Here is a 25810-nt window from a genome sequence, read left to right as displayed (position 1 = left end):
AGGTAGCATTATTCGGGGGTAATTTTTGGGTTTATGAACCTGCTTTAGAGGTTGATACAAATTAAAAAGACGAGATCAATGCTGCGAAGAAATAGTTGTTTTTTCCAATAGTTCTATCCACCGGTATCGCTCATTTAATACGAAATTGTAATGTTTTTGATCAGTTTTAATACGTATTCCATTGTTAAGTAGGTTTAACGTTTTCTTTGCCCGAATCTGCTTGATTTCCTCTAAAGGAATTTCTAAGACCTTCATCTGAATATTAAGACCATGTGGAACAAACACTAGGTCTTCATTCGTGATGAATAGCTCACCCCCGACGGCCTCCCATCCATAAAAGCAATTGGCAGGTCCTTTTGCGATGCATGATTCAAATGCTTGATGCCTTGCTGGTTTTGTGAAGTGAACACGAGCACCTAAGAGCTTGGTCATCCGATCAAACCCATAACCAAAGAATAAACCAAAGAAGATCAGGCGAAAAAAGTAGTCAAACCAAGATTGCGAAGAATTGAGGTCAAAATCTTCTACAAAGATGAAAAAGGTTGCAAATAAAAACCCGCCGATCAATGAGAGTAAAAGCTTCTCCTTATGCGACAGTTTTCTTTCTTTTCCAATTTCTGATGGTGTGTTCATAAAGGTCAAGATAATCATCTTGTGTAAAAATCAGAAGACCAAAACCATTGAAAAAAGAAGATTAAACTGTTTTCAGCACTAGGAATCCTTTGCTGTAGAGGCTTCTACTTCTTCCAAGAGCGCTCGAACTCGCTCTTCATCAGCATCCATGATCTGTAGCTCAGCCACAAAAGTGACCATGTAATTCATAACCTGGGTGATGTTCTCATTTTTGATGAAGCAAGGAATATCACTGGCCTCAAGAAGTCCTTTTAGCGCCATTAGCTCTGCTGGATTGTGGGCTTTTTTAATGGTAATGAGTTTCATACTATCCACGTTTGATCTTGTAAGTATACGTTCTTCAGTTGAGTAGGTTCCTTACAACTTCATAGAACAAAAAAGTAACCCCAGCCATTACTGACCAGGGCACGATTTGGATGTATATAGTTCCATTGCTGGAACACTCTAAAGACGATTGACTTTTGAGGATGTTTCTTTCGGTGTTGTTTTTTTTCTCAGCTGGATCCAAGCAATCACACCAAGGCACAAGGCAACAAGCCCCCATGCAGCGTAAAGATTAACATAAGAAAAGGGGATCGAGACAAAGATCAATACCAAGGCAGTCAAAAAAAGGATGTCTTTTCGTGGCTCTTTCCGCACCCTGACAAGCGGCAGTTGATCCGCTGTTGTATCCGTAAAAATGAACTTGAGCTTGGGGAAATCGATCAAAAGCAAGTAACTATTCATGGCAAGGAAAACGGCATTTACATAAGGAGTGCCTCGCCATTCTAGAGAAATAGTCACCAATAGAATATTCAGGAATAATGGGAAGCTAATGATAGCTCCTAGCGTGGCGAATCGTTGTGTCAATAACAAAATGCCCGCTAATACTTGTGAAAAAGCAACAAACCGTGCAAAAAGGGCCAATCCATGTTCTGCCAAGCGTTCTTCTAGCCAAACAGGTCCGATGAGACCGGGAAAGGCATGGTCGACATAGAGCTTCGACATTCCGGCGCCAAAAAGAATTCCGCCAAGAAAAAGACGAGTGAGCGTTACGAGTCTTCTGTTTTTTAAAAAAGTCAGCATTGTGTTTGCAGTTTGACCCAATGACGATGCTAATGGGCCAAATGTGAACAAATGAACAAGTTGCCTTCGATTTGATCGAAATATTACAACCTTTTTAATTAAACCCATGTTAAGCAGACAAAAGCAGAAGAATGGCAAAAGCAAAGACCGCAACAAGCCCAGAAGAAAAGATTAAAAAGGCCTATGTAGACTATGTCCTAGAGCATGGAACAAAGCCTCCGTCTATTTTTAAATTTGTTAAGGAACTGAAGATCAAAGAAGAGGTTTTTTACGATTCCTTTAACTCCTTTGAAAATGTAGAAAAGCACATCTGGCTAGGCTTATTTCAAGAAACCATCGATCGTTTAAACGCAGATGAAGTATTTGCTGAGTACAGCGTCCGTGAAAAGCTATTGGCCTTTTTCTATACCTGGATCGAGGTGTTGAAGTCATATCGCAGCTTTATTTTAGAAACAATACCAAAGGGAAATAAGCCTGACTTAAAACCAGCCTACCTAATGGCTGTACGTGATGCATTCAAAGAGTTTGTCACCGACCTCATGCTGGAAGCCAAAGAAACAGAAGAGGTAAAAACAAGGCCCTACATTTCAGATCGTTATGAGGATGCGATTTGGGTACAATTCTTATTCTTGATCAACTTCTGGATCAAAGATGAGAGCAAAGGGTTCGAAAAAACTGATGCAGCGATCGAAAAATCAGTCAACCTGGCATTTGATCTAATGGGTACAGGCCCGCTAGACACCATGCTAGATTTTGGAAAATTCTTATTTCAGAATAGATAATCAATGAAGGAGCAATCGAAGATACCGACTTCCAAAGTACAGAGAGCAGCCCGTTTTGTAAAAACAGGGGCAAAAGTAGGGGGGAATTATGTGAAGCATTATGCGAAGAAGGCGGTAAATCCGAAGCTGACCAAGGATGAATTGCATAGCGACAATGCACGCGATATATATAATTCATTGAGTGAACTGAAGGGGAGCGCCTTGAAAGTGGCTCAAATGATGAGCATGGACAAGAACATGCTTCCAACAGCCTATCAAGATAAATTCTCTATGGCGCAGTATTCTGCTCCACCTTTGTCTTATCCTTTGGTGGTCAAAACGTTTCAACAACATTTCAAGAAAAGTCCTTCGGAGATCTTTGATGTCTTTACCAAAAATGCTGTAAATGCAGCATCAATTGGTCAAGTCCACAAAGCACGTCAAGGCGACAAGCAACTAGCTGTTAAAATCCAATATCCGGGAGTCGCCAATAGTGTGCGGTCAGACCTCAAATTGGTCAGACCCTTTGCGGTTCGATTGATGAACCTCAATGAAAAGGATTTGGATCATTACATGGAAGAGGTCGAAACGAAACTGATCGAAGAAACTGATTACAAACTAGAAGTCAAGCGATCGATGGAGATCTCCAAGGCCTGTCGACACATTCCAAACCTACGATTTCCTGAATACTACCCCGAGTTCTCTTCTGACCGTGTGATCACCATGGACTGGATGGATGGCCATGTGCTGAAAGAATACATTAAGACTAATCCGTCGCAAGAAGATCGCAATAAGGTAGGGCAGGCAATGTGGGATTTCTACGATTACCAAATCCACACCCTTCGTCAAGTTCATGCGGATCCTCACCCAGGTAATTTTATCATCAACAAAGAGGCCGAATTGGGAGTCATTGACTTCGGTTGTGTGAAAGAAATACCGGACGAATTTTATGATCCTTACTTCAGCTTGATTAGAAAAGACATGCTCACTGCGGACGATACCTTGATGAATACCTTCAAGCAATTGCAGTTTATTTATGATAATGACAGCGAGGCAGATAAGGTCTATTTTTCAGGTATTATCAAAGAAATGATGGCGCTACTTGGTAAGCCCTTCCATCAAGAAGAGTTCGATTTTGGTGAAGATGATTACTTTCAGCAGATCTTTTTGCTGGGAGAAGAAATCTCTGCATCTAAAAAGTTCAGAGAATCCGAAAAGGCGAGAGGTGCCAGAGATGGACTATACATCAATCGCACGTATTTCGGACTTTACAATATCCTGAATGAGTTAAAGGCTAAGGTGAAAACCACAAAGCCAGAGTGGGTAGCTAAAATTGCTGTTTAAAAGAATTCCTGAAGGATAGGAGGGCGCATGTTCTTTCTGAGGAATGACCAGAATGGTTGTGTCGCAGGAAAGCTCAGTTTATCATCAGACCCAATCTTTGGATGTAGAGGCCTTGATCTGCCCAATGCTCAAGAATCTCTATTTCCAAATGAAAAGAGGCTCGACTTTATCTGGCCATCAAATACGCTGGGTTTTCTCTGGGATTTAGGTAGTCTCTTGATAATCCAGACCAGTGAGTCGTCGGAGACGCTGCGCTGTTCATCTTGTCGAAATCCCTGAGGATCTCTTTTTCCATGATCAATGCTTCTCGTTTCTCTTTGGGTAAAAGCTCATAGGAAATGTTTGTTGGTAGTAATTTCCTATTGAAGATACAGAGAAGGAATAGGGCCAGTGCAAGCAGATATATGACAAGACGTTTCATTGGGGTTCAGGTCTTAGCGTTTCTTTTTGAATAGCTTTGATCGATTGACGTTTCCTCCGTGGAAATCACTGTACCAAGGCATGTTGCTATTCTTCTGTGCAAAATCAATGAAATCTGGGTAAGCAAGAATGATCTCGATCTTTTCAGCCGGGTATTCCCATATTTCAGGAATCATGACAGCCCATGGTAAATTTCTTTTATTCACATAATACTGTCCTTTGTTGGAATCATCTGCTGCCGTACCAAAATAGGTGCGGTTCACTTTTCCGGTTGGGTGTTTGCCGGCTACGTGGACCTCTCTTCCTTCTTCTCCATTGATGCGGATGAAGAAATCGTAGGCCAGGTCATTGCCGTTAGCTTTGAACTTTTCATTCACAGTAGAGGTAACGGTGAATTCCAAAGGTTCATAATACGTATCCGTTTCAACAGTATTGACAAAGCCATTTGTTCCAAAGGCTGATTTTATCTTTGCAAACCGAACTTCTGTGATGCCATCATAGCCCAATACTTCATAGGCTAAGGTGGCATCGGATACTTCTATGGTCAACTGGTCGACCGGAATATCAATGGTATAGCAGAAATCGTTGTTATAACCAGCGCCAATGGCCAGTACTTTGAAGTGGGTTTCCACTCTTGATAATTCGTTCTTTTTGGACATGAACTTGTTCAGGTTGAAGGAAACCACCAAGTCATTAAAGTCATAATCGCCTTCACTGGGCCAGGCATCTTCAAATCCGATGGTATTGAAAGACTCAAAAGCCGGGATGTAAATGGCTTGAGAGACCAAGGGATTATCGGGCTCTAGATCGTCCTTATCTTTTACTCCGTCATCATCCGCATCGTCTTTCTTTTTATTGTTGGCAGCAAAAGCTACGCCGCCAACACCTTCGTAAGTAAAACTCTCTTCATTGAGATTCAAGGTGAGCGCCTCGTATTTTTCAAAGGTTTTGGTTGCTACTCGGTCGTCCCAGTAGGCCACTACTTCAATATCTTCTTTGTGAAAAGGAAGGTCAAAGTTGAAAGGTGTTCTGCCCGGACTGATAACCCCTTCGAACAAACGATCATTATCAGAACTGATGACAACCTTCGCATAGGACGAGGTATCTTCCAGTTCGAGGTTGATCACAAGATCGAAGGCTTCTTCAGACTTGAATTCGAAACCGTCAGGTATATTGAGCTCAGACATGTCATCAACAGGCAGGCTGCAAAAGTCGGGCTCTTGAATACAAGCGGTAAGTGCGAAAATGATGAGAGTGAGGACGGAGATGGGGGCAAGCGTTTTCATGACTTCGACATTTGAAGGCAAGTTAGTCAGAGACCTTTCCTTATTCTCTAGCTTTCGATGAGTAGCAATAAAGAGGGGACGATTGACGTGGTGATCGTACGAATTTAATGCTATAAGGAGCTAGTCGATGCGTAATGGAGTGGTTGTGGTCACGGTTCGGATGGAGAGGTTTTCTACGCTGAAACGAATGGCCAACTCTTCGGTGAGATCTTCTGGCTTTTCGATGGTACCTACGTGCTCACCCGATGGCGTATACAGCTCGAATTTGACAAGGCCATCTTTGACGATGGTCTTCATGTCGGTGTAGAGTTCCTTTTTATCCTTTAATGCATTGCGCTTGACAGAGCTAAGAAGACCGTAAGAGATGTTCTGGGGAAGAAGGTCCTCACTGAAGACACAGCAGAGGAATAAAACTGTTGCCAATATGTAGGTAAAAACTCTCCGCATTACATGCATGATACCAACGATCAGAACAAAACCCTACCAAATAATTTACTATCGCAAATTTTAGCTGTGAACAGCTTTTTCGTGCTGTTGGATTTTTACACAAGAGATGCCCGGCTTTTCAAACCGCTGTTCAGGATAAATACCAAAGCCTAACTTGACATAAAAATCGATTGGTGAGGGATATGGACTGCCGTCTGCTTTTACATCGCCGTCATGATCTACAACCCAGCCTTGAAGATTTTGTTCATGAGACATGACAAATTGCAGTAACTCTTTGCCAATGCCCTTCTTCTGATGTCTTGGTGAAATAATGATAGAAAACCATCGTCCGTCATTTCGATCAAAGCTCATCAACCAACCGCTAAGTTCATTTCCGGCTTTGATCAAGTAATGCTTTTTATCACCCAAATTTTTGAGAAACTCTTGGAAGGTCTCTAAACTCGGGTAATTGATGCCAATAGGATATTCTGAATTCCAGAGCTGAAACACCTGTCCAAACTCTTGATCAGAGAGCATTTGTTGAGGTCCGATGATCTTAGCCATAAGTTGACGTCATTTTAGCCCAAGAATGTTCGATCAGTTTGTGCAAAATAGTAAGGTTGACGTCTGATAGTTTATTGATGTAGAGACATGATTTACCCGTTTTGTGTTTCCCTAGTTGGCTTAACAGCGTTTCGTATTTAGAAAATCTCGTCATCAGATAAAGCGAGATGTTCTTAGCACGTGGAGAAAAGCCTGTTTTCATGAAATCGCCTTCACGACCACTTTCATAGACGTAATGATAGGTGCCAAAGCCAATGATCGAAGCGCCCCACATTTTGGCAGGTTCGCCTGTGCTCTTTTCCATCATTGCTTTGATGGCAAAACTGTCTTCTCTTTGCTATTCATCTTTGATCGCCTGCAGAAAGGCGACAACGCTGTCATTGGTCATTTGGGTTTTGTTCTGATTTTTAGCCATGCTTATTCTTTGTCAATCGGAAGGTTGAACTTAGGGTTTTGTGGTTTCACATGAGCAGTCGCCATGATCGACTCAATTTTTTTAACAATTTCGGGATGTTCCTTGGCTACATCATTTGATTCTGTAGGGTCAACGGTAAGATCGTATAATGATATGGCGCGATTCCCATCGTTCATGTTCATCCGCAGTCCTTTCCACTGCCCATAACGAACAGCTTGCTGTCCATTGTAGCTAGGAAATTCCCAATACAGGTACTCATGTGCTTCTTGCTCTCCTTGTCTGGTCATAGTAGGTACTAGACTTATTCCATCAGTAGCCGAGCTGGCTTCGGCACCAGCTACTGCTAAGAAAGTAGGAAAGAAATCGTAGAAAGAGCCGATATGATCATTGGAACTATTGGCCGGGATCCTGCCGGGCCATGAAGCCAGGAGAGGAACGCGTATTCCGCCTTCATAGGTGAATCCTTTTGTTCGTCCATATCCATTGGGAAAGATACCTGCACTGTTGAAGTATTCCGGGTCAACTCCTCCAGCATAGGTCGGTCCATTGTCGCTTGTAAAGATGATGAGCGTATTGTCGTAAATCCCTTGTTCTTTTAAGCCTGAGATCAATTCACCTACTTGCTGGTCGAGATAGGTGATCATGGCTGCATAAGTGGCATTAGGATAACGGTTCGGGAAATAACCTTTTTGTCCAAGATAAGGCGCTTCATCACCGAATTTATTGACATAGTAACTAACCAAGTCCTGCGGGGCTTGCAATGGGACATGGGGCAAAGGGCTGGCATAGTACAAGAACAGCGGTCTTTCCTTGTCTCGCTGACGGATAAATTCCAGTGCTTTTTCATGCATCAAGCGAGGCGCGTAGGCAGTCTGTTCAAATCGGTCATAAGATGCATTTGCATAAGGGCCAGCAGTTGGGGCCAGTTTTGTGCCTGGAGCTACCAGTTGATTGTTCAGTGTTACTTTCTGATCATTCTCCCATAGATGTGGAGGGTAGAGGTTGTGTGCTTGGCGCTGACAATTATACCCATAGAAATAATCAAAACCCATTTGGTTGGGAACGCCCTCGGTTCCTGGTGCGCCAAGTCCCCATTTTCCGATGAGTGCGGTTTGGTAGTTTAACGCATGTAGTCTTTTGGCAATAGACGGGCTGTTGGCGGGCAAAGGTCGTTGCCCCTCCAGTGCGGGATCAGCAGAAGCTTTTTCGTAGTTCCATACTTCTCCGCGCTCCGCCCATTCGTCATTACTTCTGATGTAGGCATGACCAGCATGAAGTCCGGTTAAGAACATGGCCCGAGTGGGTGCACAAACTGGGGCAGGGGAATAGAACTGAGTGAATTTCATGCCATTGGCCCTTAATTCGTCTAAATGAGGTGTTTCGATGAGTTGTTGTCCGTAGCTTCCGAGTTCGCCATAGCCCAGGTCATCGGCTAGAATGAAAAGGATATTGGGTGGTTCTACTTGCTTTTGACAACCGAGAATGGATAAAAGCAAATAGATGAAGACGACGTGGCGAGACATAAAAAAATCGTTTCTCTAATTTAGGAAAAACGATTGAGATGTATTGGGTGAGTTTATTTGCCTTCGATTGTTTTAGTTTTGATCTTTTTTCTCCTTTTGTTTTTCGATCACCCTTTTGATGAGTTCATCAGTTCTCTCGTTATTCTTCAATTTGATATCGATTATACCTGGTCTATCTTCAGCATTGTTCTTGACAAGTGTCTCCTTGTCTTTAATTACCGTAATGTCTTTGATGTCATTGGGATTAATGTCTTGAAATTCCTTAAAGTCAAGAATGTAATAAACACCTTCATGGTTTATTCTAACCAAAGCATCTATTGCTGAATTGGAATTAGTCCGGATAGACAAGTTTTGGCTGGTGTCCATATTTTTGATCGTTTCGATTCCGGTACCAGTTTCTTTTACAACAATGACCGGGAGGCTATCTTTAAGTTGCTCGAAGAAAGCTCTTGCTGCTTTGTCACTCTTTAAATCAATATTGATAACACCTCTAATGTCTTTATATGTCGTTCTGATCCGTACTGGAATGCTGTTCCCTTTGAAAACATTGATATTGTCGATCCAATTAGGATCAAGATCGTTCAATACATTTTTTGAATTTGGCACTTCAATTTTCTCATCATCTATACTGATCACGTAGACAATGTCTTCGGTATTCGTCTTGGCCTTGATGACAACTTCTTGAGCATTCAGTGAACCAATGGAAAGTAAAACAAGGAAGGTTAGTAGTTTTTTCATGTTGCTTAAGATTTAGCACCAAATGGAGCAAATATAAGGCCAGAAAACTGCTGCTCCGATGACGGCTGCTACTAGAGAGACGAAGAGCACGGCACCTGCGGCCGTATCCTTTGCTTTTCCAATCGCAGGGTGATGGTCAGGGTGTAATGCATCCATCAATTGTTCTAGTGCCGTGTTGATCAACTCTAAGCCTATCACCAAGGCGACCAATATACCAATGACCAGCCATTCGGTGGTGTCAATTTGAAAATACCAAGCTGCCATGAAGACGGAGAAAGCAGCAAAAGCGTGTACCTTTAGATGGATCTCCTCACGAAAGGCACTAACGATTCCCTTCAAGGCAAAACCCGTTTTTTGCCAAACACTATACTTCACCTTTTGCTTAGAGACCATGAGTTAAGATGCTAATTTCGTTCAATCATTGACAATTGAGTTTAAGATTAAATCCACTATGAAACAATTGCTTGTTAGTCTGTTGGTGATAGGTTTCGTTTTTTCTTGCGAAAGCGACGAAATCAAAGGGGCTCGTTTCTTTCTCAAAGGAAATGAGGCCCTGAATAAAGGAGAGTACAAAGAGGCGATTCGACTATATTCAGAAGCCATCGATAAATACCCGGCATTAGAAGATGCCTACAACAACAGGGGGGTAGCCTATTACAAGTCTGGGGAGTATTTCAATGCCATTCAAGATTACTCTAAGGTGATCTTAGAAATGAATGATGAGCATTTCAAGGCTCGAGGAAATCGAGTGGATGCCTACATCGCTTCCGGTCGAAATGAAGATGCCATACGAGATCTGAGGTGGGCAAAGGAGTATTTTCCTGATTCAGCAATGGTCTACTTTAAAATGGGCCTGGCCAATTTTGGCATGAAAGATTATCCCGCTTCAGCAGCCAGTTTCAATCAAGCCTATAGCAAAGACTCCTCTAATGTTGAGGCCCTGGTGAATGCTGCCAATGCCGATTACTTCATGAAGGAGTTTCAACAAGCTGAGATCAAGTTAAAAGCCGCAGAGGCCTTGGATGCTACAGAAGCCAATATTTACAATACCCGGTGCATGATGGCAATTGAAAAACGTGATTATGAGGCTGCTATGTTACACATTACACAAGCCTTGGACTTTGATGGAAGCAATGGCATTTATTTGAATAACCGTGGTTTTCTAAAACTCATGAAGGGGGAGCTAGAAGCAGGAGGAAAGGATATTGACCGCGCGATCGTCTCTGATCCGCAAAATGCATGGGCTTATCGGAATAAGGGCATCTACTATTTTTTGATGGAGCGCTACGACGATGCGCTTCGCAATTTTGTGCAAACCGCAAGGATAGAAGAGGACATGAATTTCCTTCATTACTATTGGGGCGCCACCCTACTGAAATTAGACAAGCAGGATGAGGCGTGTCAAAAGCTGCAGCAGTCGATGGAACGTAAAGAGCCAGAAGGACAAAGGTTATTTAACCAGTATTGTCGACGTTCTTAGCCTTTAATGCTTCCATAAAACCACTCAGTAAAAGCCCTCAAGGGGCTTTTTTTATTTTTTCTATCTTCTCTTGTTAACAAGGAGAAAGACCAAGTCGTCTTGCAAGTGATTATGGATGTAACAGGCTTCAAAGAAGAGGTTTTACCACTGAAGAATAAGCTATTTCGCTTTGCCTTGACTTTTGTCAAGGACGAAGAATTGGCAAAGGATGTGGTGCAAGAAGTCCTCATCAAAGTATGGGAGAAGAGAGACGAAATGGTCTTTGTTCAAAACCTGGAAGCTTGGTGCATGCAGATCACACGTAATAAGGCGCTTGACAAATTGAGGTCAAAGCATGTGAAAAGAACCGATTCGTTCGAAGTGCAGCTTGACACAAGAAAAGAAAGAGACACGCCTTATGCCGTTACAGAGCGATCACAATTGATGAAACGAATCGAGGCCTTGATCGACGCACTGCCGCAACGACAACGTGAGGTGATGCAGTTGAGAGACATCGAAGGCTATTCGTACAAAGAGATCGCAGAGAACCTGGACATCGACATCAATTTGGTGAAAACGAATTTGTTCAGGGCAAGAAGAAAGATTAAAGAGAGCTTAATAAAAGTAGAAGCATATGGACTCCAAGCTGGATAAACTATTAGAAAAGTACTGGAATGCGGAAACAGACCTTCAAGAAGAGCAAGAACTCAAGGCCTTATTGAAGGAATCGAAGGATCCAAGTCTTGATAATGAGAAGGATTTGATGGCATATTTCGAGCAAGAGTCTACTCAAGGCCTTGATGATGCCTTCGATGCACAGATACTAGCAGCCATTGAAAAGCCGGAAGCAAAAGTGGTCAGCTTTAAAACATACCTGAATCGGTATGCAAGCATTGCCGCTGCTGTTCTTGTGATGGCGATCAGTTCAGTGATGTTCATTCAGAATCAAGAGACATATAGCTCTGAGGATACCTTTGAGTCACCCGAGGAAGCTTATGCTGAATTAAAAAAGCAACTACTGATGGTTTCCAACTACATGAACAAAGGAAATCGAACGGTGAATGAACTCAGTGCACTGGGGTCTGCTACAGATGAATTATCGGCTATTGGCAAATTGAGCAGTGCCGAAACAAGCCTAGAATTGCTCGAGGAAATGAATGTAAACAATTAAGAAAACGATAAAAGTAAATATGAAAAAGTTAGTTTTAACATTAGCCTTGGCCGTTTTTGCTTTGAGTGCGAATGCTCAGAGTACGGCAATCACTCAGTATTTCGAAAAGTATACTGAAGACACCACGTTCATGTATGTGAATTTTAGTGGGAAAATGTTTCAAATGATCAGTAACATTGAATTTGAAACCTCAGAGGAACAAGCCCTGATGAAAGAATCTCTAGGGAAGATCAAACGGGTGCAAGTTCTTGGTAAAGACAAAAATGTAGACGGAAGATCGATGTACAAAGAAGCCATCAAATTGGTGCAAGGCAAAGGTTTCGAAGAGTTGATGTCTGTGAGAGAAGACGACAAGGACATCCGTTTCATGATCAAAGAAAAGAACAACAAGATCGACGAACTTTTCATGGTCATGGGTGGAAATACAGAATTTGGCATGTTGAGTATTGTTGGCGACGGTATCGACTTGAATGCGCTTTACAAACTATCGAAGTCCATTGGAATGGATGGTTTTGAGGAACTTGAGTTCCTAGATCAAAAAGGGGGTAATTAATCCCCTCCTTGGTCAAAACTCAAAAACAACTGGATGTATGAAACGATTTATAATTACCCTTATCATGATAGGTACAACGTTCGGCGCTTTTGCTCAAAGCAAAAGTGTCGAGCGTTTTCGTAATGAACATACCCCTGATTTAAAGCTTTTCTTCTATAAGAGTACCTTAAAAATGTACTCACGCATCAATTTAGAGGCAATAGGCGGTGGAGTGGATAGTGATTTTGGTGAAATGCCTCCCTTATCCGATCTCATCAAAGGAATTGAAAAGGTCAAATTCTTTAGCTATGAGATGGCCAATCTCTCCAACAATGGTGAGCTGTATGCGGAATTGAAAAAGGATGTCATGAACGAGGACTATGAAGAACTCATGATGGCAAGAGCCGATGGAGCCAACATGGAGGTGATGATGAAGGAAAGGGGTGGGGAACCTGAAGGTTTTGTCGTCTTGATTAGGATGGAAGATCGAATCAGTGTCTTGGATATAGAAGGCTACCCAAATGTCAATAATATCCTGAAGTTCTCTGAGTTCATCAACAATAGTTCTGCTGTCTTGAATTGGCAGGACGCCTTCAATTAATCCCAAGTTTAAACTCAAAACAACACGATTTGGATACTGTATTAAGCATTAAAAATTTATCGAAGCACTATGGCAAAATAAAGGCTGTTGATGAATTGAATCTCGAGATCAAGAGGAGCAATGTATTCGGCATTCTTGGCCCAAACGGTAGTGGCAAAACCACCACCCTGGGCATGCTGCTGGATGTGATCAATCCGACAAACGGAGAATTTGAGTGGTTTGGTCAAAAAGGAGATCAAAACACAAGAAAGCGCATCGGGGCCATTTTAGAGCATCCCATTTTCTACCCCTACTTAACGGGTATTGAAAACCTGAAGATCGTTTGCGACATCAAAGGTGTTCCGAAGTCGAGGGTGACAGAAGTACTGGAACAAGTCGGTCTAATGGAAAGAGGAGGGTCTAAGTTTAGAACCTATTCGTTGGGGATGAAACAGCGGTTGTCGATAGCATCAGCCTTACTCTGCGACCCTGAGGTCATGATATTGGATGAACCGACAAATGGACTTGATCCTGAGGGTATTGCGGAGATCAGAGACCTCATTATCGAAATTGCCAATAGCGGGAAAACCATCATACTGGCCAGTCATTTGCTGGATGAGGTACAGAAGGTGTGCACACATTTCTGCGTACTGCAACGTGGTAAACTCATCTATACGGGGTTGGTGGAAGATGTTGGCAAAGGTGACTTAACCGTCGAGGTCAAGGCAGATCATGAAGATCTCCAAGCAGTGCTTGAGGCCTCAGAGATGATCAAAAAAGTTAAGCGGGAATTGGATAAGTACACTGCGACGATGGTCGATGGCTACGGTGCAAAAGACATCAATGCTTATTTATTTGATCAAGGGATCATAGCCAAGCACTTGGTGATCAAGACCAAGAGTCTGGAAAAACAATTCTTAGAAATTTTACACGGTGAAGAGGGGGGTCAAAAATGATACGACTATTAAAAATAGAATTACAAAAACTTTGGCCCAATCGTGCATTCAAGTGGCTCAGTAGTCTTTATTTGTTGGCACTGACCATCATCGCAGTAGGGGTCATGCCCTTCTTAAAGTATTTAAAATCAAAAATTGAAGATTTTGACATTGACGGGGTGGACCCAACCATCATTCCGTTTTATGAATTCCCAGATATCTGGCAGAATTTAACCTCTGTGGCCATTTGGTTCAAGCTGCTGTTGGGCTTTAGCTTGATCTTTTCCATAACCAATGAGTTCAGCTACCGCACGGTGAGACAGAATGTGATCGATGGGTTGAGCAAATACGAGTTCATTTGGTCGAAGATCATTTTGGCGGGATTTTTAGCGGCGGCTTCAGCCATTACCTTATTTGTGTTGGGCTTGATCACAGGACTCATCTATTCTTCTGAGGTTTCTTTTGTCTTGATCTTTGAGGATGCCTATTTCGTGCTGGTATTCTTTCTTCAACTTTTTGCCTTTTTGCTCTTTACCTTATTTATCGGCACGTTGATCAAAAAGGCGATTATCGCCATGGGAATCCTGGTTTTTTGGATTCTAGCGGTTGAAAATGGGTTTTTCATCTGGGGCCAAGTAAAGGATCAGCAATGGATAGAATATCTTTTGCCTGTGAAGTCGATTAATGCCTTGATCCATAATCCATTTCCGAAATACGTTTTCATGGAGATTCAAGACTTTGTGACCTTTCCAGAGCTGGCATTGGTTGCCGGTTGGGGGGCTCTGTTCTATTGGGCGACCATCAAATTGGTGGTTAAACGAGATCTTTAATAGAATCGTCTTTGGGAGCCTGCCTGCCGGTAAAGGCAGAGAACGAAGCAGTCTATTTAAAAAAAATGGATTGCTTCGACACTTTCTTGAGAGTCTCGCAATGATGTTCTAATAATGTCTATCATTACAAGTCAAATTATCGAAATATGATACGGAATGTCATACTCAGTCTTTTCATTACTTCCTCCCTCTTAGCACAAGAGGCGAAACCGTTGAAGAGTGATCGCTTTGCTGATATTTCACAGACTGAAGTCGACTTTACTACGTCGAACGTTGTGGCCAGAATGGTAGAGGGCCTAGGCTTTCGTTACTATTGGGCCTCCGAAGACCTTCGAACTGAAGACCTGGCCTATCGACCCGACGAAACGGCCAGAACTACTTGGGAAACCATCCGGCATATTCATGGGCTCAGTGAATTCATGCTTACTTTTTTCAGTGCGACGCCGACGAGTATCGGTGATCAGGATGATTTTGAGCAAGTCAGGTTAGCGACTCTTCTCAATTTGGAGTTGATTGAGTGGAAATTGAAAGCAATGTCAACGGAGGATTTTACAACTTTTAGTTCCGGTGAACTCACCTTTTGGCAATTCATCAATGGACCTGTCGCCGATGCTCTTTGGCACTCCGGCCAAGTGGTGATGATGCGAAGAGCGTCTGGTAATCCAATTGCCTAAGGAGTCAACGTGTTGATGGGAGTGAAGCAATGACTTTAGTGGTTCGGTAAAAGTAGTGTCATTCGATCAAATGTAACTTCGTCAACATGACCCATGAATTGCTTGTCTTTCGTTAACAGGTGCAAGTGAATAAAACTGTCATGATGGGTAAATACCCCCTGATGTGACCTCGAAAAGAAGCCAAGAATCTCTACCTCTTGAACGGCTAAGTCATAAGTTACTTGTCCCTGATGTGCTTCTGCAGGAGAGCTGACCTCGGTGCCCTCAGGCAGATTCTGTAAGTGAATTGTAGCCGATTCGATGGTACCTTTGAGCATAAAAGCAAAAGGTCTTTTGTAATTCGTAGTTTGCTCATTCAGGTATTTGTCAAGTGATTGTGGATCAGTAATTGAATTAGGAAGAGCTGTTTTTTGCCATTCCCGTACTTCTGCGTACACAAAAAACGGAGCGCTCACCTTACTATCTTGAAAGACCTGCATGCTGCTGTCAGAGGTTACTTTAGCAACATAAGCAATTCCGTTTTTCAGAAGTAATTCTCCTTGAAGACCGCTTAGTGGTCCAAGTCCATAGACATTTGCTTTGGCTATAGTATCAAGAATGAGCTTACCTTCCAATGCTCCATTCCACATGACATTTCGCATCTCTCCGGCGACCTGAACATCCGCATAATTATTAAAAGATGAATTACTGCACCCTGAAAGTGTCAATATCACCAATAGAGTAACAGCTAAATATTTCATTGGATGCAATTAAGTCAGTTTATGGCTCTGAGGTTCTAGTAAACGAAATAATCAAGGTATCCACTTCACATCCTTGAAGTCTGGTTTACGCTTTTCCAAAAAGGCATTTCTTCCTTCTTTGGCTTCATCCGTCATATAAGCAAGACGTGTGGCTTCTCCGGCAAAAACTTGCTGACCCACCATACCGTCATCGGTGAGGTTAAAGGCAAACTTGAGCATTTTAATTGAAGTAGGGGACTTCTGTAAGATCTCTTGTGCCCAATCGTAAGCAGTGTCTTCGAGCTCATCGTGAGGGATTACGGCATTGACCATGCCCATTTCGAACGCCTCTTGGGCTGAGTAGTTTCTGCCGAGGAAAAAGATCTCTCTTGCTCTTTTTTGTCCAACCATTTTCGCCAAATAGGCAGAGCCATAGCCGCCGTCGAAGCTGGTGACATCGGCATCCGTTTGTTTGAAAATGGCGTGCTCCTTGCTAGCCAGCGTGAGATCGCAGACGGTGTGTAATGAGTGTCCTCCACCCACGGCCCAACCCGGACACACGCAAATGACCACCTTCGGCATAAAGCGAATCAGGCGTTGAACCTCCAAGATGTTCAAACGTGGCATGCCGTCATCGTCAACATAGCCTTGATGACCACGTGCGTTCTGATCGCCGCCAGAACAAAATGCCCACCCACCATCTTTTGGAGAAGGACCCTCTCCTGAAAGCAATACAACACCAATCGAGGTGTCTTCTCTGGCATCGAGCAGTGCTTCGAATAACTCGCCTACCGTTTTGGGTCTGAAAGCATTTCTTACTTCAGGTCTGTTGAAGGCGATCCTTGCCACGCCATCTCCTGATTTTTTGTAGGTGATGTCAGTGTATGTTTTAACGGTGGTCCAGTTGACTTTGCTCATGATCTAACGTTTGGCTTCGAAAATAGTATATCCTTAAGCATAATAAAAAAGCCCAACGTTTTGTTGGGCTTTTTTATTTGATCAGTCTTCTTTTTTAATGGGTTCTGAAAAGTCCTTAAAATACCCGAGGTCTGTATTTTTATAGACCTCTTCCAGCTTCGGCCATTCATTGGCAAAGAAGTCATTCACCAAAGTCATGGCTTCCTGCATCATGATCTGCCCATTTTCAAGCAATTGACGTTCATTTTGTCCTGGAGCACTTAACCTAGAACTGGCATAGCGTCTTGCTTGACCTAGCCATGAACTGGCCGTTGTGCTGCTTTCATTCACTGCTCGTTGCCCTCTGTTTCGAGGCAAACCAATAGTGACTTTACGGACGGCATTCCATGCGTCTTGCATGCTATCCATCGCCGCTTTCAGCTCTTTGGTCTTCTCTTTGTCCACATCCTTCATTTGAGCCTCAATTTTCTCCATGATATCATTCGCTTCTCTTACCCTGCTGGTAAGCTTAGCAAAGGTTTGAGTGGCTTCCAATACCTCATCTTCGAAAGCTTGTTTTGCCTGAAGGTCGGCCATATTGACCTCTACACGAGGGTCGTAATGCACTTTGACCGATTTCGTTTCCGTAATATCTCCAAACACTAAAACGATTTGATAATCTCCAGGCATCACACTACCGGCAGTTTGCTCACGGTTGCTATTTCCGCCAAACCTTCCACGGTTGCCACCTTCTATTGGGTATGGATTCTTTCTTCGAAGATCCCAGCTGATGGTATTGATTTGTCCTTTATCAACATTCGAGCTGGTTGTACGGATAGTATCTCCACTTGCATTCAAAATATGCATGGTGATGCGTTTCGGAAGTTTTTTAGCTTCAGGTTTTGCATCTTCTTCCTTGTTTTTCCTGTTCCGTTTCTTTTTGCTGGTATCTTCTTCCATTTCAGCAGGAGCCGCATCGTCTCTTACATAGAATTTCACATTGGCGGAACCAAAGAATTTGTTTTCGCCCTCATAGGTAGCACCGTCAGCGGGGAAACGCATGCCAGCAGGTCGGCTGTAATTCATTTGATAAGCATCGGCAACATCAAAAATAAGTAGATCGCTGTTCTGAGCATTCGCTATACCTTGAGCAGCAAAGGCTCGAAGCGGTCTGATATCATCTAACACAAAGAATGCACGTCCAAATGTGCCTATGGCCAAATCATGCTCTCTTTCCTGTAAGGCAAGGTCCATTGTGGATGCAGAAGGGTAGCCATGCGTCCATTTATTCCATGTTTGGGCTTTGTCAAAACTCACGTAAAGTCCATTTTCCGTACCCAAGAAAACCAAGTTGGGTTCAATAGGGTCTTGTAGAATGGATAAGGTATAACCAAAAACCTGGCTATCATCTGCAATTCGAGTCCATGTTTGCCCATAATCCATGGTATGGTAAGCATAGGCCGACCAGTCGTTTCTTCTGTAGTTATTGGCCACTACCCAGGCTTCCCCGGCATTGTAGGTGGATGCCTTAATCTGTGGGATCCAGCTACCTGCTGGTAAGCCGGGAAGATTGGCGGCCACATTGGTCCAATTCTCTCCTCTGTCTTGGGTCACTTGCACATTGCCATCATCTGTTCCTACCCAGATCACATTGCGATCAACGGGGCTCGGTTCAATGGCTAAAGTAGTGGTATGATTCTCAGCGCCAGTAGCATCTATGGTCAATCCTCCACTAGCATTTTGTTTTTGTTTTTCGGGATCGTTGGTGGTGAGGTCAGGGGAGAGGATCTCCCAATCATCTCCGCGATTGCTGCTATAATGCACATGCTGAGATCCATAGTAAACGCCATTCGGATTGTGTGGGTCAACAGCCACAGGTGCGTTCCAATTGAATCGCAGGTCGATGGAGGTGTCAGGTGCCGTTGGGCGAATGGTCTTGTTATAGCCTGATTCCCTGTCGTAACGAGAGACATTTCCTTGCTGCGACATGGTATAGCCGTAGCGTGAATCACCAGGGATCGGCGCTACATCAAAACCATCACCAAAGCTCAGCTCTTGCCAATCACTACCCAGAATACCGCTGTAATTAAAGACGTAAGCAGGACCGACCCAAGAGCCGTTATCTTGCATACCTCCGTACAAATTATAAGGGAACTCATTATCTACATTCACGTGGTAGAATTGGCCTACAGGGAGTTTTTCAGTAAAACGCCAAGTCTCTCCCATGTCACGAGTAATGTTCAAACCACCGTCGTTTCCATCAACCATAAAATATGGGTCCTCAGGGTGGATCCACCATGCATGGTGGTCGGGGTGAACACCAGAATAAGGAATGATGACCTCAAAGGATTTACCTCCATCCTCTGAACGAGAGACCATAGAATACAAACTGTATACTCTATTTTCGTTTTTTGTGTCCACGTAAATGGACGAGTAATAGAACGGACGATTGCCCATGTTAGGCTCGTCAGCGGCGTACGTTCTTAGCTCCCAAGTTTTACCTCCGTCAGTAGACCGGTAAAGACCATTTTTTTCCGCTTCGATAATTGCATAAACGTAATCGGGTCTGCCGTTTGCAATGGCCAAACCAATACGTCCATAGTTGCCTTTTGGAAGTCCGTTTTCACCAGAGATATTCTCCCAGGTGTCACCACCATCATACGTGACGTATAAGCCGGAACCCTCCCCACCTGAGGTGAAGGTCCAAGGCCATCTTTTGTGCTCCCACATGGCCACAAAGATCTTGTTTGGATTTACTGGATCGGCCACCATGTCGGCTACACCACTGAGGTCATTGGTATATAAAATCTTTTCCCAGGTCTTTCCTCCGTCTTTTGTGCGGAAAACACCTCGCTCTTCGTGCGCTCCCCAAGGAGAGCCAATAGCACCCACATACACCACATCAGGATTTTCAGGATGGATATAGATTCGGTGAATATTACGAGTCATTTCTAAGCCCATCAATTCAAAGCTTTCTCCACCATCAATCGATTTGTACACACCATAGCCTGAGCTTACAGAGTTCCGAGGATTACCTTCCCCGGTACCAACCCAAACGATGTCAGGGTTTTTTTGGTGGATGTCAATAGCACCGATGCCTAAAACGGCTTCCTCATCAAATAAAGGTTCCCATTCAAGGCCACCGCCAGTGGTTTTCCAAAGGCCGCCGGAAGCAGCACCTGCATACATGATCTGTGGATTGCTCTCCACTACATCAATTGCAGTAATCCGTCCGCTCATGACAGCAGGGCCAATGCTGCGGGCTTTCATGTTTTTGAACATGTCCATGTCCACTTTTTGACCATAGGCTAAGGCGCTAAAGATCAAAAAGGAAAAAGTCAATAGGTTGCGTATGCTTTTCAACGCAGGTAAAGATCTGATCATAAGAGTATTTTTACTAAATCTTGATCAAGCTAGAAGAACTAATCTTTTCGACCAAATTTTAATTTAAGAACGTAAGTAATGGGGTATAAATGGTAGGAAGAGTTACATCATGTCGTAGTACTCTTTTAAAAAGGCATCGAAATAGAATTTTATCCCAATTCCAAAATTGATGTGATTAAAAGCAGATGATTTCGTGTTGAGGTCGTACCAGTTGGTTGCACTGTTGAATTCTACACTAGAGGGAGTCAAATAGTCAATCCGAGTACTTTTGATGGTGCGAAAGAATACATCCAAAATTACGGCGTCGGACAGAATGAACTCATTGCCAATACCAAATCCGTACATGAAGGCCCATTCATCTAGCTCAAAGAAGGACTCAATAGGTTCGTCAAAATAGGATTCTCGGATGTGGGTGCGGGTGTAGACATAACCGGGGCCCATCACGAGATCGAAATAGGGAAATATGTTTTCGCCACAGTCAGGTTTGAACCGAAATAGCCCTAAGACCTTTATGTTTTCAAAATTGCGCTTTACCCGGACATCTTCTAATCCTGGTCCATGGAATCCCTCGCGAACGGTTGAGCCGAAATGGTTCCACTCCATGATTCCCCCAACATGAAATGGTGACTGCTTAATGCTAAATGACCCTTCCATACCAATGCCCAAACCACCAATATCAGAAGCATCTTTTTTCAGTTCGCCTGTTGGAAGGAAACCTTGAAAGTTGACGCCAATAGTATTTTGAGCCGAAAGCCCAACACACAGAAATAGCAACAAAAGGATTACAGCGGATTTCATTGTTCAGTGCAAATCTAGCAAATAGTAGACCAATTTTTAGCTAATAATTTTATCATTAAACTAAAATATTTAGTTAATTGCATAAAAACTTTTTCAATGAGCATTGTATCGGAAAATATAAAACACTTACGAAAGTTAAACGGGTGGACTCAAGGAGAGTTTGCCGAAAAGATCGATATCAAAAGATCGTTGGTAGGTGCTTATGAAGAAGGAAGAGCGGACCCTCGACTGAATAACCTGACCAAAATGGCCAAGTTGTTTGGTCTTTCCGTCGATCAGCTGATTACAGATGATCTCACTAAATTCGGTTTTGAACAACTCAAGCAACTCGGTGCTCCGCAACAACAAGGGACTAAGATCTTATCCATTACCGTTGATGCCCAAGATGAAGAAATGATCGATCTCATTCCTCAGAAAGCATCGGCAGGCTATTTGAATGGCTATGCTGACCCGACTTACATGGAGGAGCTCCCGAAGTTTCAACTACCCAACCTGCCACGAAATGCCACCTACAGGGCATTTGAGATTAGTGGCGATTCAATGCTCCCATTGAAACCAGGAACTGTCATCATTGGCAAGTACATTGAACAAATTAGCGACGTGAGGAATGGGAGATGTTATGTGCTGTTGACCAAGGAAGAGGGTATTGTCTACAAACGCGTCTTTAATTACACAGAGGAGAACGGCTATCTATTTTTAGTTTCCGATAATAAAGCCTACACGCCGTATAAGGTAAACGCACAGGATGTACTTGAGATCTGGGAAGCGACAGCATTCTTAAGTTTAGATATTCCGGAACACGCCAATGATCAAATGTCCTTCGATGATTTAAAGAACATCGTCTTAGAGCTTCAACAGGAAGTGATCAAATTGAAAGATTAGTCCAGAAGTGTTCCCTCATCCATTCGTCAAGAGGAAAATTATAGTTAGGGAAGATGTCTAATTCTAGTTGAGACTTCAGTTCCAGGGCCAAAAGGAAGAAGGCGGCAAAAAAAGTCAATAAAAAAATAAGCTGGAAGAACTCTTTAACTGCACTGAAGTTCAACCGTAACGCTTTGACTGCGCTCATGTTTTGGTCAATTAATGACCTAAAATACAGATACCTAGGAAAATTATCGTGTTTTTCTGTTTAAAAATATCAACGACCGAGGAGGTAAGCAGAAATGTCGTCAAATGGAAAATCGTGATTTGGAAAAATATCGATTTGCAGCTCTCTTTTCAACTCTACTAGAGCGATAAAGGCCGCAAAAGTGAAGAGAACCATGAGAAGGGCCTTAATGAGGTGATAAACCCAGTCAAGGTTTACATTGAATTCACGAGTTCGTTGCAGGATCATGTCATAAATCTAGGTGCATTGAACCCTTCCTCACTAAGTGATTCACCAAAAGGAATAATTAAGAGAATCCGCAATCAGTCAAAAAGGTACCCCAAACGAAGAAAAGACCAGCTGTAATTCAAATTTCCTTGATCGAGCCAAGCTGGTGAATATTGAAAATCAATAAACCATGTAGCTTTTCGGTGATAGTAGATGCCAGCACCAAAATTTAGTCCCGGTCTAAACCGCGTCACTTCAATGTCAGATGCAACGCCAAGGATCACTCGGTCGTTTTGAATGACTTGACCATCGATGCGGCCATTTTGAACCACCGCATAAGAGGGATTTATCCCACCGTTGATCGAAACGGTCAATCGTTCTGAGGGAAAGAAATACTTCAAATTCAATGGAAGGGTGATGACCTGCCGGTTTAATGTGATCGTATTGCGCAGCTCATATTCTCCTTGCAGGGCCAAGTCGGAGGCAAACAAAGCAATGTTGAACCCATTGGAAATGATGGATTCAGGAAAGGCAAAATCTTCAGCAACAAAAACGGCGTTTTCATACGTCTCCATGTGGTAACCTAAATCGACGTCTAAATGCAGACGGCCGGTTCCTCTTGAGATCTCCTTTTGGAATTTTATGCCAAGGCCGAGACTAGTGGATTCCTTTTGCTGATCAAAACCATTGATTGCCAAAAGGCTTCTGCCAGCTTGGATGAACGGGGCGATGCTTGGCGGCCATCTTTTTTTGTATCCTTGAAAAATGCGCCCTTGAAATGAGGCATACCGTTCGTCATAGTCCAGCAGGAGGTTGGAGAGCGAATTATGATCAAAATCTACGGTAGTGATCTCATCAGCGATCAACTCACTCTTTGGTAGCATCTCGCGTAATACTTCCTCAAACATGCGAATGACTAGTTTTTTGCTGCCGTTTCGAATCGTTTTTTGCCTCAAGAGTTCAAATTCACCGGTGGCCGGGTTTTCTATGTAGAAGAAGTTTTTTTGATTTTTGTCTCGCAAAGCATACAAAATAAGCGTGCCTTGGTAGACCACTTCCAGGAATTGAGCGTTGGATTTCCCAATCTCTTTCGATCTAAAATAAAGCTGGTCTTCGATAATGTAGCCAAACAGTTCATCGGGCAGATAATTCGTTTCATTGCCTAGGCTATCCCTGAAAATACATTTTGTGGAGGCCTTATTGTAACTGATGTATTTGATCGACCCACGTAAGGTGTCAAAGGGAGAGGTAAGAATTGCTCCGCTTTTATACAAAGATTGAGCATTACTTATACCAATTGAAGATAGTGCGAGCGTTATGTAAAATGCGAAGACACGCATGTGATTAATTTAACCAATAATCATACATTTGAACAATTTTTCACTTTCTCAATGAAGCGTCACTACTCATTTATCTGCTGTTTTGTTTTATGGCTAAGTCCTCTCTTGGCTTCAGGACAGATTGCTTTACCAAGAATCAGTCCGGCATCAACGATAGAGCAGACGATTGGCCTGACGGATGTTCGGGTTACGTATTCAAGACCCAGTAAAAGGGGACGGGAGTTACTTGGAGAGCTGATTCCATACGGAGAGTTGTGGAGATTAGGAGCGAACGAAACAACAACATTCACGGTGTCACAAGAGATATTGGTCAATGGGGATTCATTGGCTGCCGGAACCTATGCCTTATTCGCTTTACCGGAAAAGGATCGTTTTCAGCTGATCTTTCATGCCGACACAACGCTGTGGGATAATGAGGACATTGTCTATAATGAGTCGAAAGATGTGTTGCGTCTTGAGCTACCTATTTATTTTGAAGAGCTGAATGTGGAGAATTTCAGAATAGACTTTCAAGACCTTCATCATGACAGGGGGCAAATGGTCTTAGCTTGGGGGAATTTCAGGGCAGCCTGTGAACTGACGGTCTTTACCGACCAATTTGTAATGCAGGATATCGAAAAACAAATGTGGACGAATCCTACCGCTGAAACCTATTACCAGTCTGCAAGATATTTGCAAGAACAGGGCAAAAATCAAGAAGATGCTTTGCGTTACTTAGATATGGCAGAAATAATCGGAGGACCTACTTTGTATATTTATCGGATTAGGTCATTGATCCTTGCGCAGCAAGAGAAATACGAGGAAGCCATCGAAGTGGCAGAGGCCTCTAAGTTGTTGGCAGAAGAAGAGGGAAATAATGAATTTGTTCGCTTGAATCGGAGAGCCATTCGCCTTTGGAGAAGAATGATCAAAAACTAAAGGCTGCAGTGGCCTTTTGAGCTGTAGCTGCTCGATCGACCTTGTCGCTTGCTGTTCGTTCAAACTTTTCGCAGAAATACCATTTTTTGGGGAAGTGATAATCAGGGAGTTGCTGCTTTAATTCGTCGGCATGTTCTTTCAAGTACTCGATAAAGACTTTTGAGTCACTCAAACCGATCAATTGTTCTCCCAAGACTTCATGTGCCTCTTTCCAATAAATGAATTGGTGTTTAGCATTGTTCAAATATTGGTTTAGAGCGTCTTCAGCTTTCTCCAGCTGAATTTTAACCCCACCTGAATTGACTACAAGATCCAGTCTACCAATCCATTTGAAACCGTCTGCTGTTTTTTCGATCAAATCGTTTGTGGTGATCCATTTGTCATCTGTCACAACTCCCTTGACCATCAGGCAACCTGCCTCATTGGTTTTGATTTGATTATCTCCAACAAGTTGGTAGGTAGTACTGCGATGGACCCCGTTCAGTTTCCTGAGCGCGATGTGTGATACGGTTTCCGTCATGCCAAAAGTGCTGTAAAATGTACAGTTCAGTGGCTTTAATTTTTCAATCAATTGAGCTGAAACGGCAGCACCACCAATAATGATTTGGTCAAAGCGATCGAATAATTCTCGTGATTTGGAAATCGTGTTGTCGACTTGTAAGGGGACCATTGCACTGAAGTGATAATGGGGCCATAAATGCTGAGCGCGGAGTAGTCCTTCCGGCTGGATCAGGTGCACGTGCCATTGGCCTAAAAAGGCACGTACCCACATCATCTTACCTCCAATATAGGCAGAGTTGATGCAGTGCAGTGCTTGTGCTCCTGTTGGAATCTGTAGGGCTTCGATGGTATATGCCGCACTTGCTTCCATTCTTTTTCGACTGATCAGAACCTCTTTAGGGTTTCCCGCTGACCCTGACGTGTATTGTTGATACTCCTGCTGTCCAGATTGCCATTGTCCAATGAACTCATGAGCAGATTGTGCCCAATTGGGTAGTTCGTCAAAAGGTAATTCACTAAACTCCTTGCTGGTATAATTTTTGCCTAGGAAAGTGATCATGAATGCCATGGACTCAATTCAAT

29 protein-coding genes and 1 pseudogene are annotated in these 25810 nt (G+C 43.1%); 12 read left to right on the top strand and 18 right to left on the bottom strand.

All coding sequences use genetic code 11. The features are described from left to right. Positions 1-75 precede the first annotated feature (75 nt). The 3 genes from AC2D6U_RS07040 to AC2D6U_RS07030 form a co-directional block, all read right to left on the bottom strand. Positions 76-633: a GRAM domain-containing protein gene (locus AC2D6U_RS07040; protein WP_484720248.1), complete on the bottom strand. Its 558-nt coding sequence runs from the start codon at positions 631-633 to the stop codon at positions 76-78. 78 nt (positions 634-711) lie between these two features. Further along, complete coding sequence (locus AC2D6U_RS07035) at positions 712-939, bottom strand: putative signal transducing protein (RefSeq protein WP_484720247.1); 228 nt, start codon at positions 937-939, stop codon at positions 712-714. A gap of 138 nt (positions 940-1077) precedes the next feature. Then, positions 1078-1698 carry a hypothetical protein gene (locus tag AC2D6U_RS07030; protein WP_484720246.1) on the bottom strand — a complete coding sequence of 207 codons (621 nt, stop codon included), beginning with the start codon at positions 1696-1698 and terminating at the stop codon, positions 1078-1080. A gap of 131 nt (positions 1699-1829) precedes the next feature. Here AC2D6U_RS07030 and AC2D6U_RS07025 point away from each other — a divergent pair, with 131 nt between their 5' ends. Both AC2D6U_RS07025 and AC2D6U_RS07020 read left to right on the top strand, forming a co-directional pair. Continuing rightward, complete coding sequence (locus AC2D6U_RS07025; protein ID WP_484720245.1) at positions 1830-2480, top strand: TetR family transcriptional regulator C-terminal domain-containing protein; 651 nt, start codon at positions 1830-1832, stop codon at positions 2478-2480. 3 nt (positions 2481-2483) lie between these two features. Further along, the gene (locus AC2D6U_RS07020) at positions 2484-3803 is read left to right on the top strand and encodes an ABC1 kinase family protein (RefSeq protein WP_484720244.1); all 1320 of its coding nucleotides are present in this window, start codon (positions 2484-2486) and stop codon (positions 3801-3803) included. 166 nt (positions 3804-3969) lie between these two features. On the opposite strand, the gene AC2D6U_RS07015 is transcribed toward AC2D6U_RS07020, so the two are convergent. The 8 genes and pseudogenes from AC2D6U_RS07015 to AC2D6U_RS06980 form a co-directional block, all read right to left on the bottom strand. Next, positions 3970-4224, bottom strand: a complete 255-nt coding sequence (locus AC2D6U_RS07015; protein WP_484720243.1) for a hypothetical protein — start codon at positions 4222-4224, stop codon at positions 3970-3972. Between the two features lie 13 nt (positions 4225-4237). After that, positions 4238-5509 (bottom strand): LruC domain-containing protein, encoded by a 1272-nt coding sequence (locus AC2D6U_RS07010; RefSeq protein ID WP_484720242.1) that lies wholly within the window; start codon positions 5507-5509, stop codon positions 4238-4240. A gap of 120 nt (positions 5510-5629) precedes the next feature. Next, positions 5630-5956, bottom strand: coding sequence for a hypothetical protein (locus AC2D6U_RS07005; RefSeq protein ID WP_484720241.1), 327 nt, complete (start codon positions 5954-5956; stop codon positions 5630-5632). A gap of 60 nt (positions 5957-6016) precedes the next feature. Then, positions 6017-6499, bottom strand: a complete 483-nt coding sequence (locus tag AC2D6U_RS07000; protein ID WP_484720240.1) for a GNAT family N-acetyltransferase — start codon at positions 6497-6499, stop codon at positions 6017-6019. Then, positions 6492-6821 (bottom strand): annotated as a pseudogene (locus AC2D6U_RS06995) (DUF1801 domain-containing protein); the annotation flags it as partial. The gene AC2D6U_RS07000 and the pseudogene AC2D6U_RS06995, both read right to left, overlap by 8 nt. 95 nt (positions 6822-6916) lie before the next feature. Next, positions 6917-8437 (bottom strand): arylsulfatase, encoded by a 1521-nt coding sequence (locus AC2D6U_RS06990; RefSeq protein WP_484720239.1) that lies wholly within the window; start codon positions 8435-8437, stop codon positions 6917-6919. 72 nt (positions 8438-8509) lie between these two features. Continuing rightward, positions 8510-9175, bottom strand: coding sequence for a hypothetical protein (locus AC2D6U_RS06985; protein WP_484720238.1), 666 nt, complete (start codon positions 9173-9175; stop codon positions 8510-8512). Between the two features lie 12 nt (positions 9176-9187). Further along, a complete protein-coding gene (locus AC2D6U_RS06980; protein WP_484720237.1) occupies positions 9188-9568 on the bottom strand; it encodes a diacylglycerol kinase family protein in 381 nt (126 codons plus the stop codon). A 58-nt stretch (positions 9569-9626) separates the two neighbouring features. Between AC2D6U_RS06980 and AC2D6U_RS06975 the strand changes: the two genes are divergently transcribed. From AC2D6U_RS06975 to AC2D6U_RS06940, 8 genes are all read left to right on the top strand, one after another. Then, positions 9627-10655: a tetratricopeptide repeat protein gene (locus AC2D6U_RS06975; protein ID WP_484720236.1), complete on the top strand. Its 1029-nt coding sequence runs from the start codon at positions 9627-9629 to the stop codon at positions 10653-10655. A gap of 111 nt (positions 10656-10766) precedes the next feature. Continuing rightward, positions 10767-11288 (top strand): RNA polymerase sigma factor, encoded by a 522-nt coding sequence (locus AC2D6U_RS06970; protein WP_484720235.1) that lies wholly within the window; start codon positions 10767-10769, stop codon positions 11286-11288. Next, positions 11269-11805 (top strand): hypothetical protein, encoded by a 537-nt coding sequence (locus tag AC2D6U_RS06965; protein WP_484720234.1) that lies wholly within the window; start codon positions 11269-11271, stop codon positions 11803-11805. The genes AC2D6U_RS06970 and AC2D6U_RS06965 overlap by 20 nt, the downstream gene beginning before the upstream one ends. Before the next feature lie 19 nt (positions 11806-11824). Continuing rightward, positions 11825-12358, top strand: coding sequence for a DUF4252 domain-containing protein (locus AC2D6U_RS06960; protein ID WP_484720233.1), 534 nt, complete (start codon positions 11825-11827; stop codon positions 12356-12358). A 64-nt stretch (positions 12359-12422) separates the two neighbouring features. Further along, positions 12423-12938: a DUF4252 domain-containing protein gene (locus tag AC2D6U_RS06955; protein ID WP_484720232.1), complete on the top strand. Its 516-nt coding sequence runs from the start codon at positions 12423-12425 to the stop codon at positions 12936-12938. 29 nt (positions 12939-12967) lie between these two features. Then, a complete protein-coding gene (locus AC2D6U_RS06950) occupies positions 12968-13873 on the top strand; it encodes an ABC transporter ATP-binding protein (protein WP_484720231.1) in 906 nt (301 codons plus the stop codon). Then, the gene (locus AC2D6U_RS06945) at positions 13870-14682 is read left to right on the top strand and encodes a hypothetical protein (protein ID WP_484720230.1); all 813 of its coding nucleotides are present in this window, start codon (positions 13870-13872) and stop codon (positions 14680-14682) included. The genes AC2D6U_RS06950 and AC2D6U_RS06945 overlap by 4 nt, the downstream gene beginning before the upstream one ends. 146 nt (positions 14683-14828) lie before the next feature. Next, entirely contained in the window at positions 14829-15356 is a 528-nt protein-coding gene (locus AC2D6U_RS06940; protein ID WP_484720229.1) for a hypothetical protein, read from the top strand. 35 nt (positions 15357-15391) lie between these two features. On the opposite strand, the gene AC2D6U_RS06935 is transcribed toward AC2D6U_RS06940, so the two are convergent. The 4 genes from AC2D6U_RS06935 to AC2D6U_RS06920 all read right to left on the bottom strand — a co-directional run bounded on the left by AC2D6U_RS06935 (position 15392) and on the right by AC2D6U_RS06920 (position 21154). Further along, the gene (locus AC2D6U_RS06935; protein ID WP_484720228.1) at positions 15392-16096 is read right to left on the bottom strand and encodes an acetolactate decarboxylase; all 705 of its coding nucleotides are present in this window, start codon (positions 16094-16096) and stop codon (positions 15392-15394) included. Between the two features lie 51 nt (positions 16097-16147). Continuing rightward, positions 16148-16993, bottom strand: coding sequence for a 1,4-dihydroxy-2-naphthoyl-CoA synthase (locus AC2D6U_RS06930; RefSeq protein ID WP_484720227.1), 846 nt, complete (start codon positions 16991-16993; stop codon positions 16148-16150). Positions 16994-17074: 81 nt separating this feature from the next. After that, a complete protein-coding gene (locus AC2D6U_RS06925; RefSeq protein WP_484720226.1) occupies positions 17075-20356 on the bottom strand; it encodes a WD40/YVTN/BNR-like repeat-containing protein in 3282 nt (1093 codons plus the stop codon). Between the two features lie 102 nt (positions 20357-20458). After that, a complete protein-coding gene (locus AC2D6U_RS06920; RefSeq protein ID WP_484720225.1) occupies positions 20459-21154 on the bottom strand; it encodes a hypothetical protein in 696 nt (231 codons plus the stop codon). Between the two features lie 96 nt (positions 21155-21250). Between AC2D6U_RS06920 and AC2D6U_RS06915 the strand changes: the two genes are divergently transcribed. Further along, positions 21251-22036, top strand: coding sequence for an XRE family transcriptional regulator (locus tag AC2D6U_RS06915; protein ID WP_484720224.1), 786 nt, complete (start codon positions 21251-21253; stop codon positions 22034-22036). Positions 22037-22292: 256 nt separating this feature from the next. Here the strand turns inward: AC2D6U_RS06915 and AC2D6U_RS06910 are convergent, their stop codons facing one another. Both AC2D6U_RS06910 and AC2D6U_RS06905 read right to left on the bottom strand, forming a co-directional pair. Continuing rightward, on the bottom strand, positions 22293-22490 hold the full coding sequence (locus tag AC2D6U_RS06910) for a hypothetical protein (RefSeq protein WP_484720223.1): 198 nt from the start codon (positions 22488-22490) through the stop codon (positions 22293-22295). A 74-nt stretch (positions 22491-22564) separates the two neighbouring features. Then, the gene (locus AC2D6U_RS06905; protein WP_484720222.1) at positions 22565-23743 is read right to left on the bottom strand and encodes a hypothetical protein; all 1179 of its coding nucleotides are present in this window, start codon (positions 23741-23743) and stop codon (positions 22565-22567) included. 117 nt (positions 23744-23860) lie between these two features. Here AC2D6U_RS06905 and AC2D6U_RS06900 point away from each other — a divergent pair, with 117 nt between their 5' ends. Continuing rightward, entirely contained in the window at positions 23861-24727 is an 867-nt protein-coding gene (locus AC2D6U_RS06900; RefSeq protein WP_484720221.1) for a DUF2911 domain-containing protein, read from the top strand. On the opposite strand, the gene AC2D6U_RS06895 is transcribed toward AC2D6U_RS06900, so the two are convergent. Beyond that, the gene (locus tag AC2D6U_RS06895; RefSeq protein ID WP_484720220.1) at positions 24717-25796 is read right to left on the bottom strand and encodes an AMP-binding protein; all 1080 of its coding nucleotides are present in this window, start codon (positions 25794-25796) and stop codon (positions 24717-24719) included. The two genes, AC2D6U_RS06900 and AC2D6U_RS06895, sit on opposite strands and share 11 nt — an antisense overlap. Positions 25797-25810 lie beyond the last annotated feature (14 nt).

The sequence above is a fragment of the Roseivirga sp. YIW32 genome, assembly GCF_057219245.1.
The sequence above is the reverse complement of the archived record's forward strand: the minus strand, read 5'-3'. Positions and strand labels throughout refer to the sequence as shown.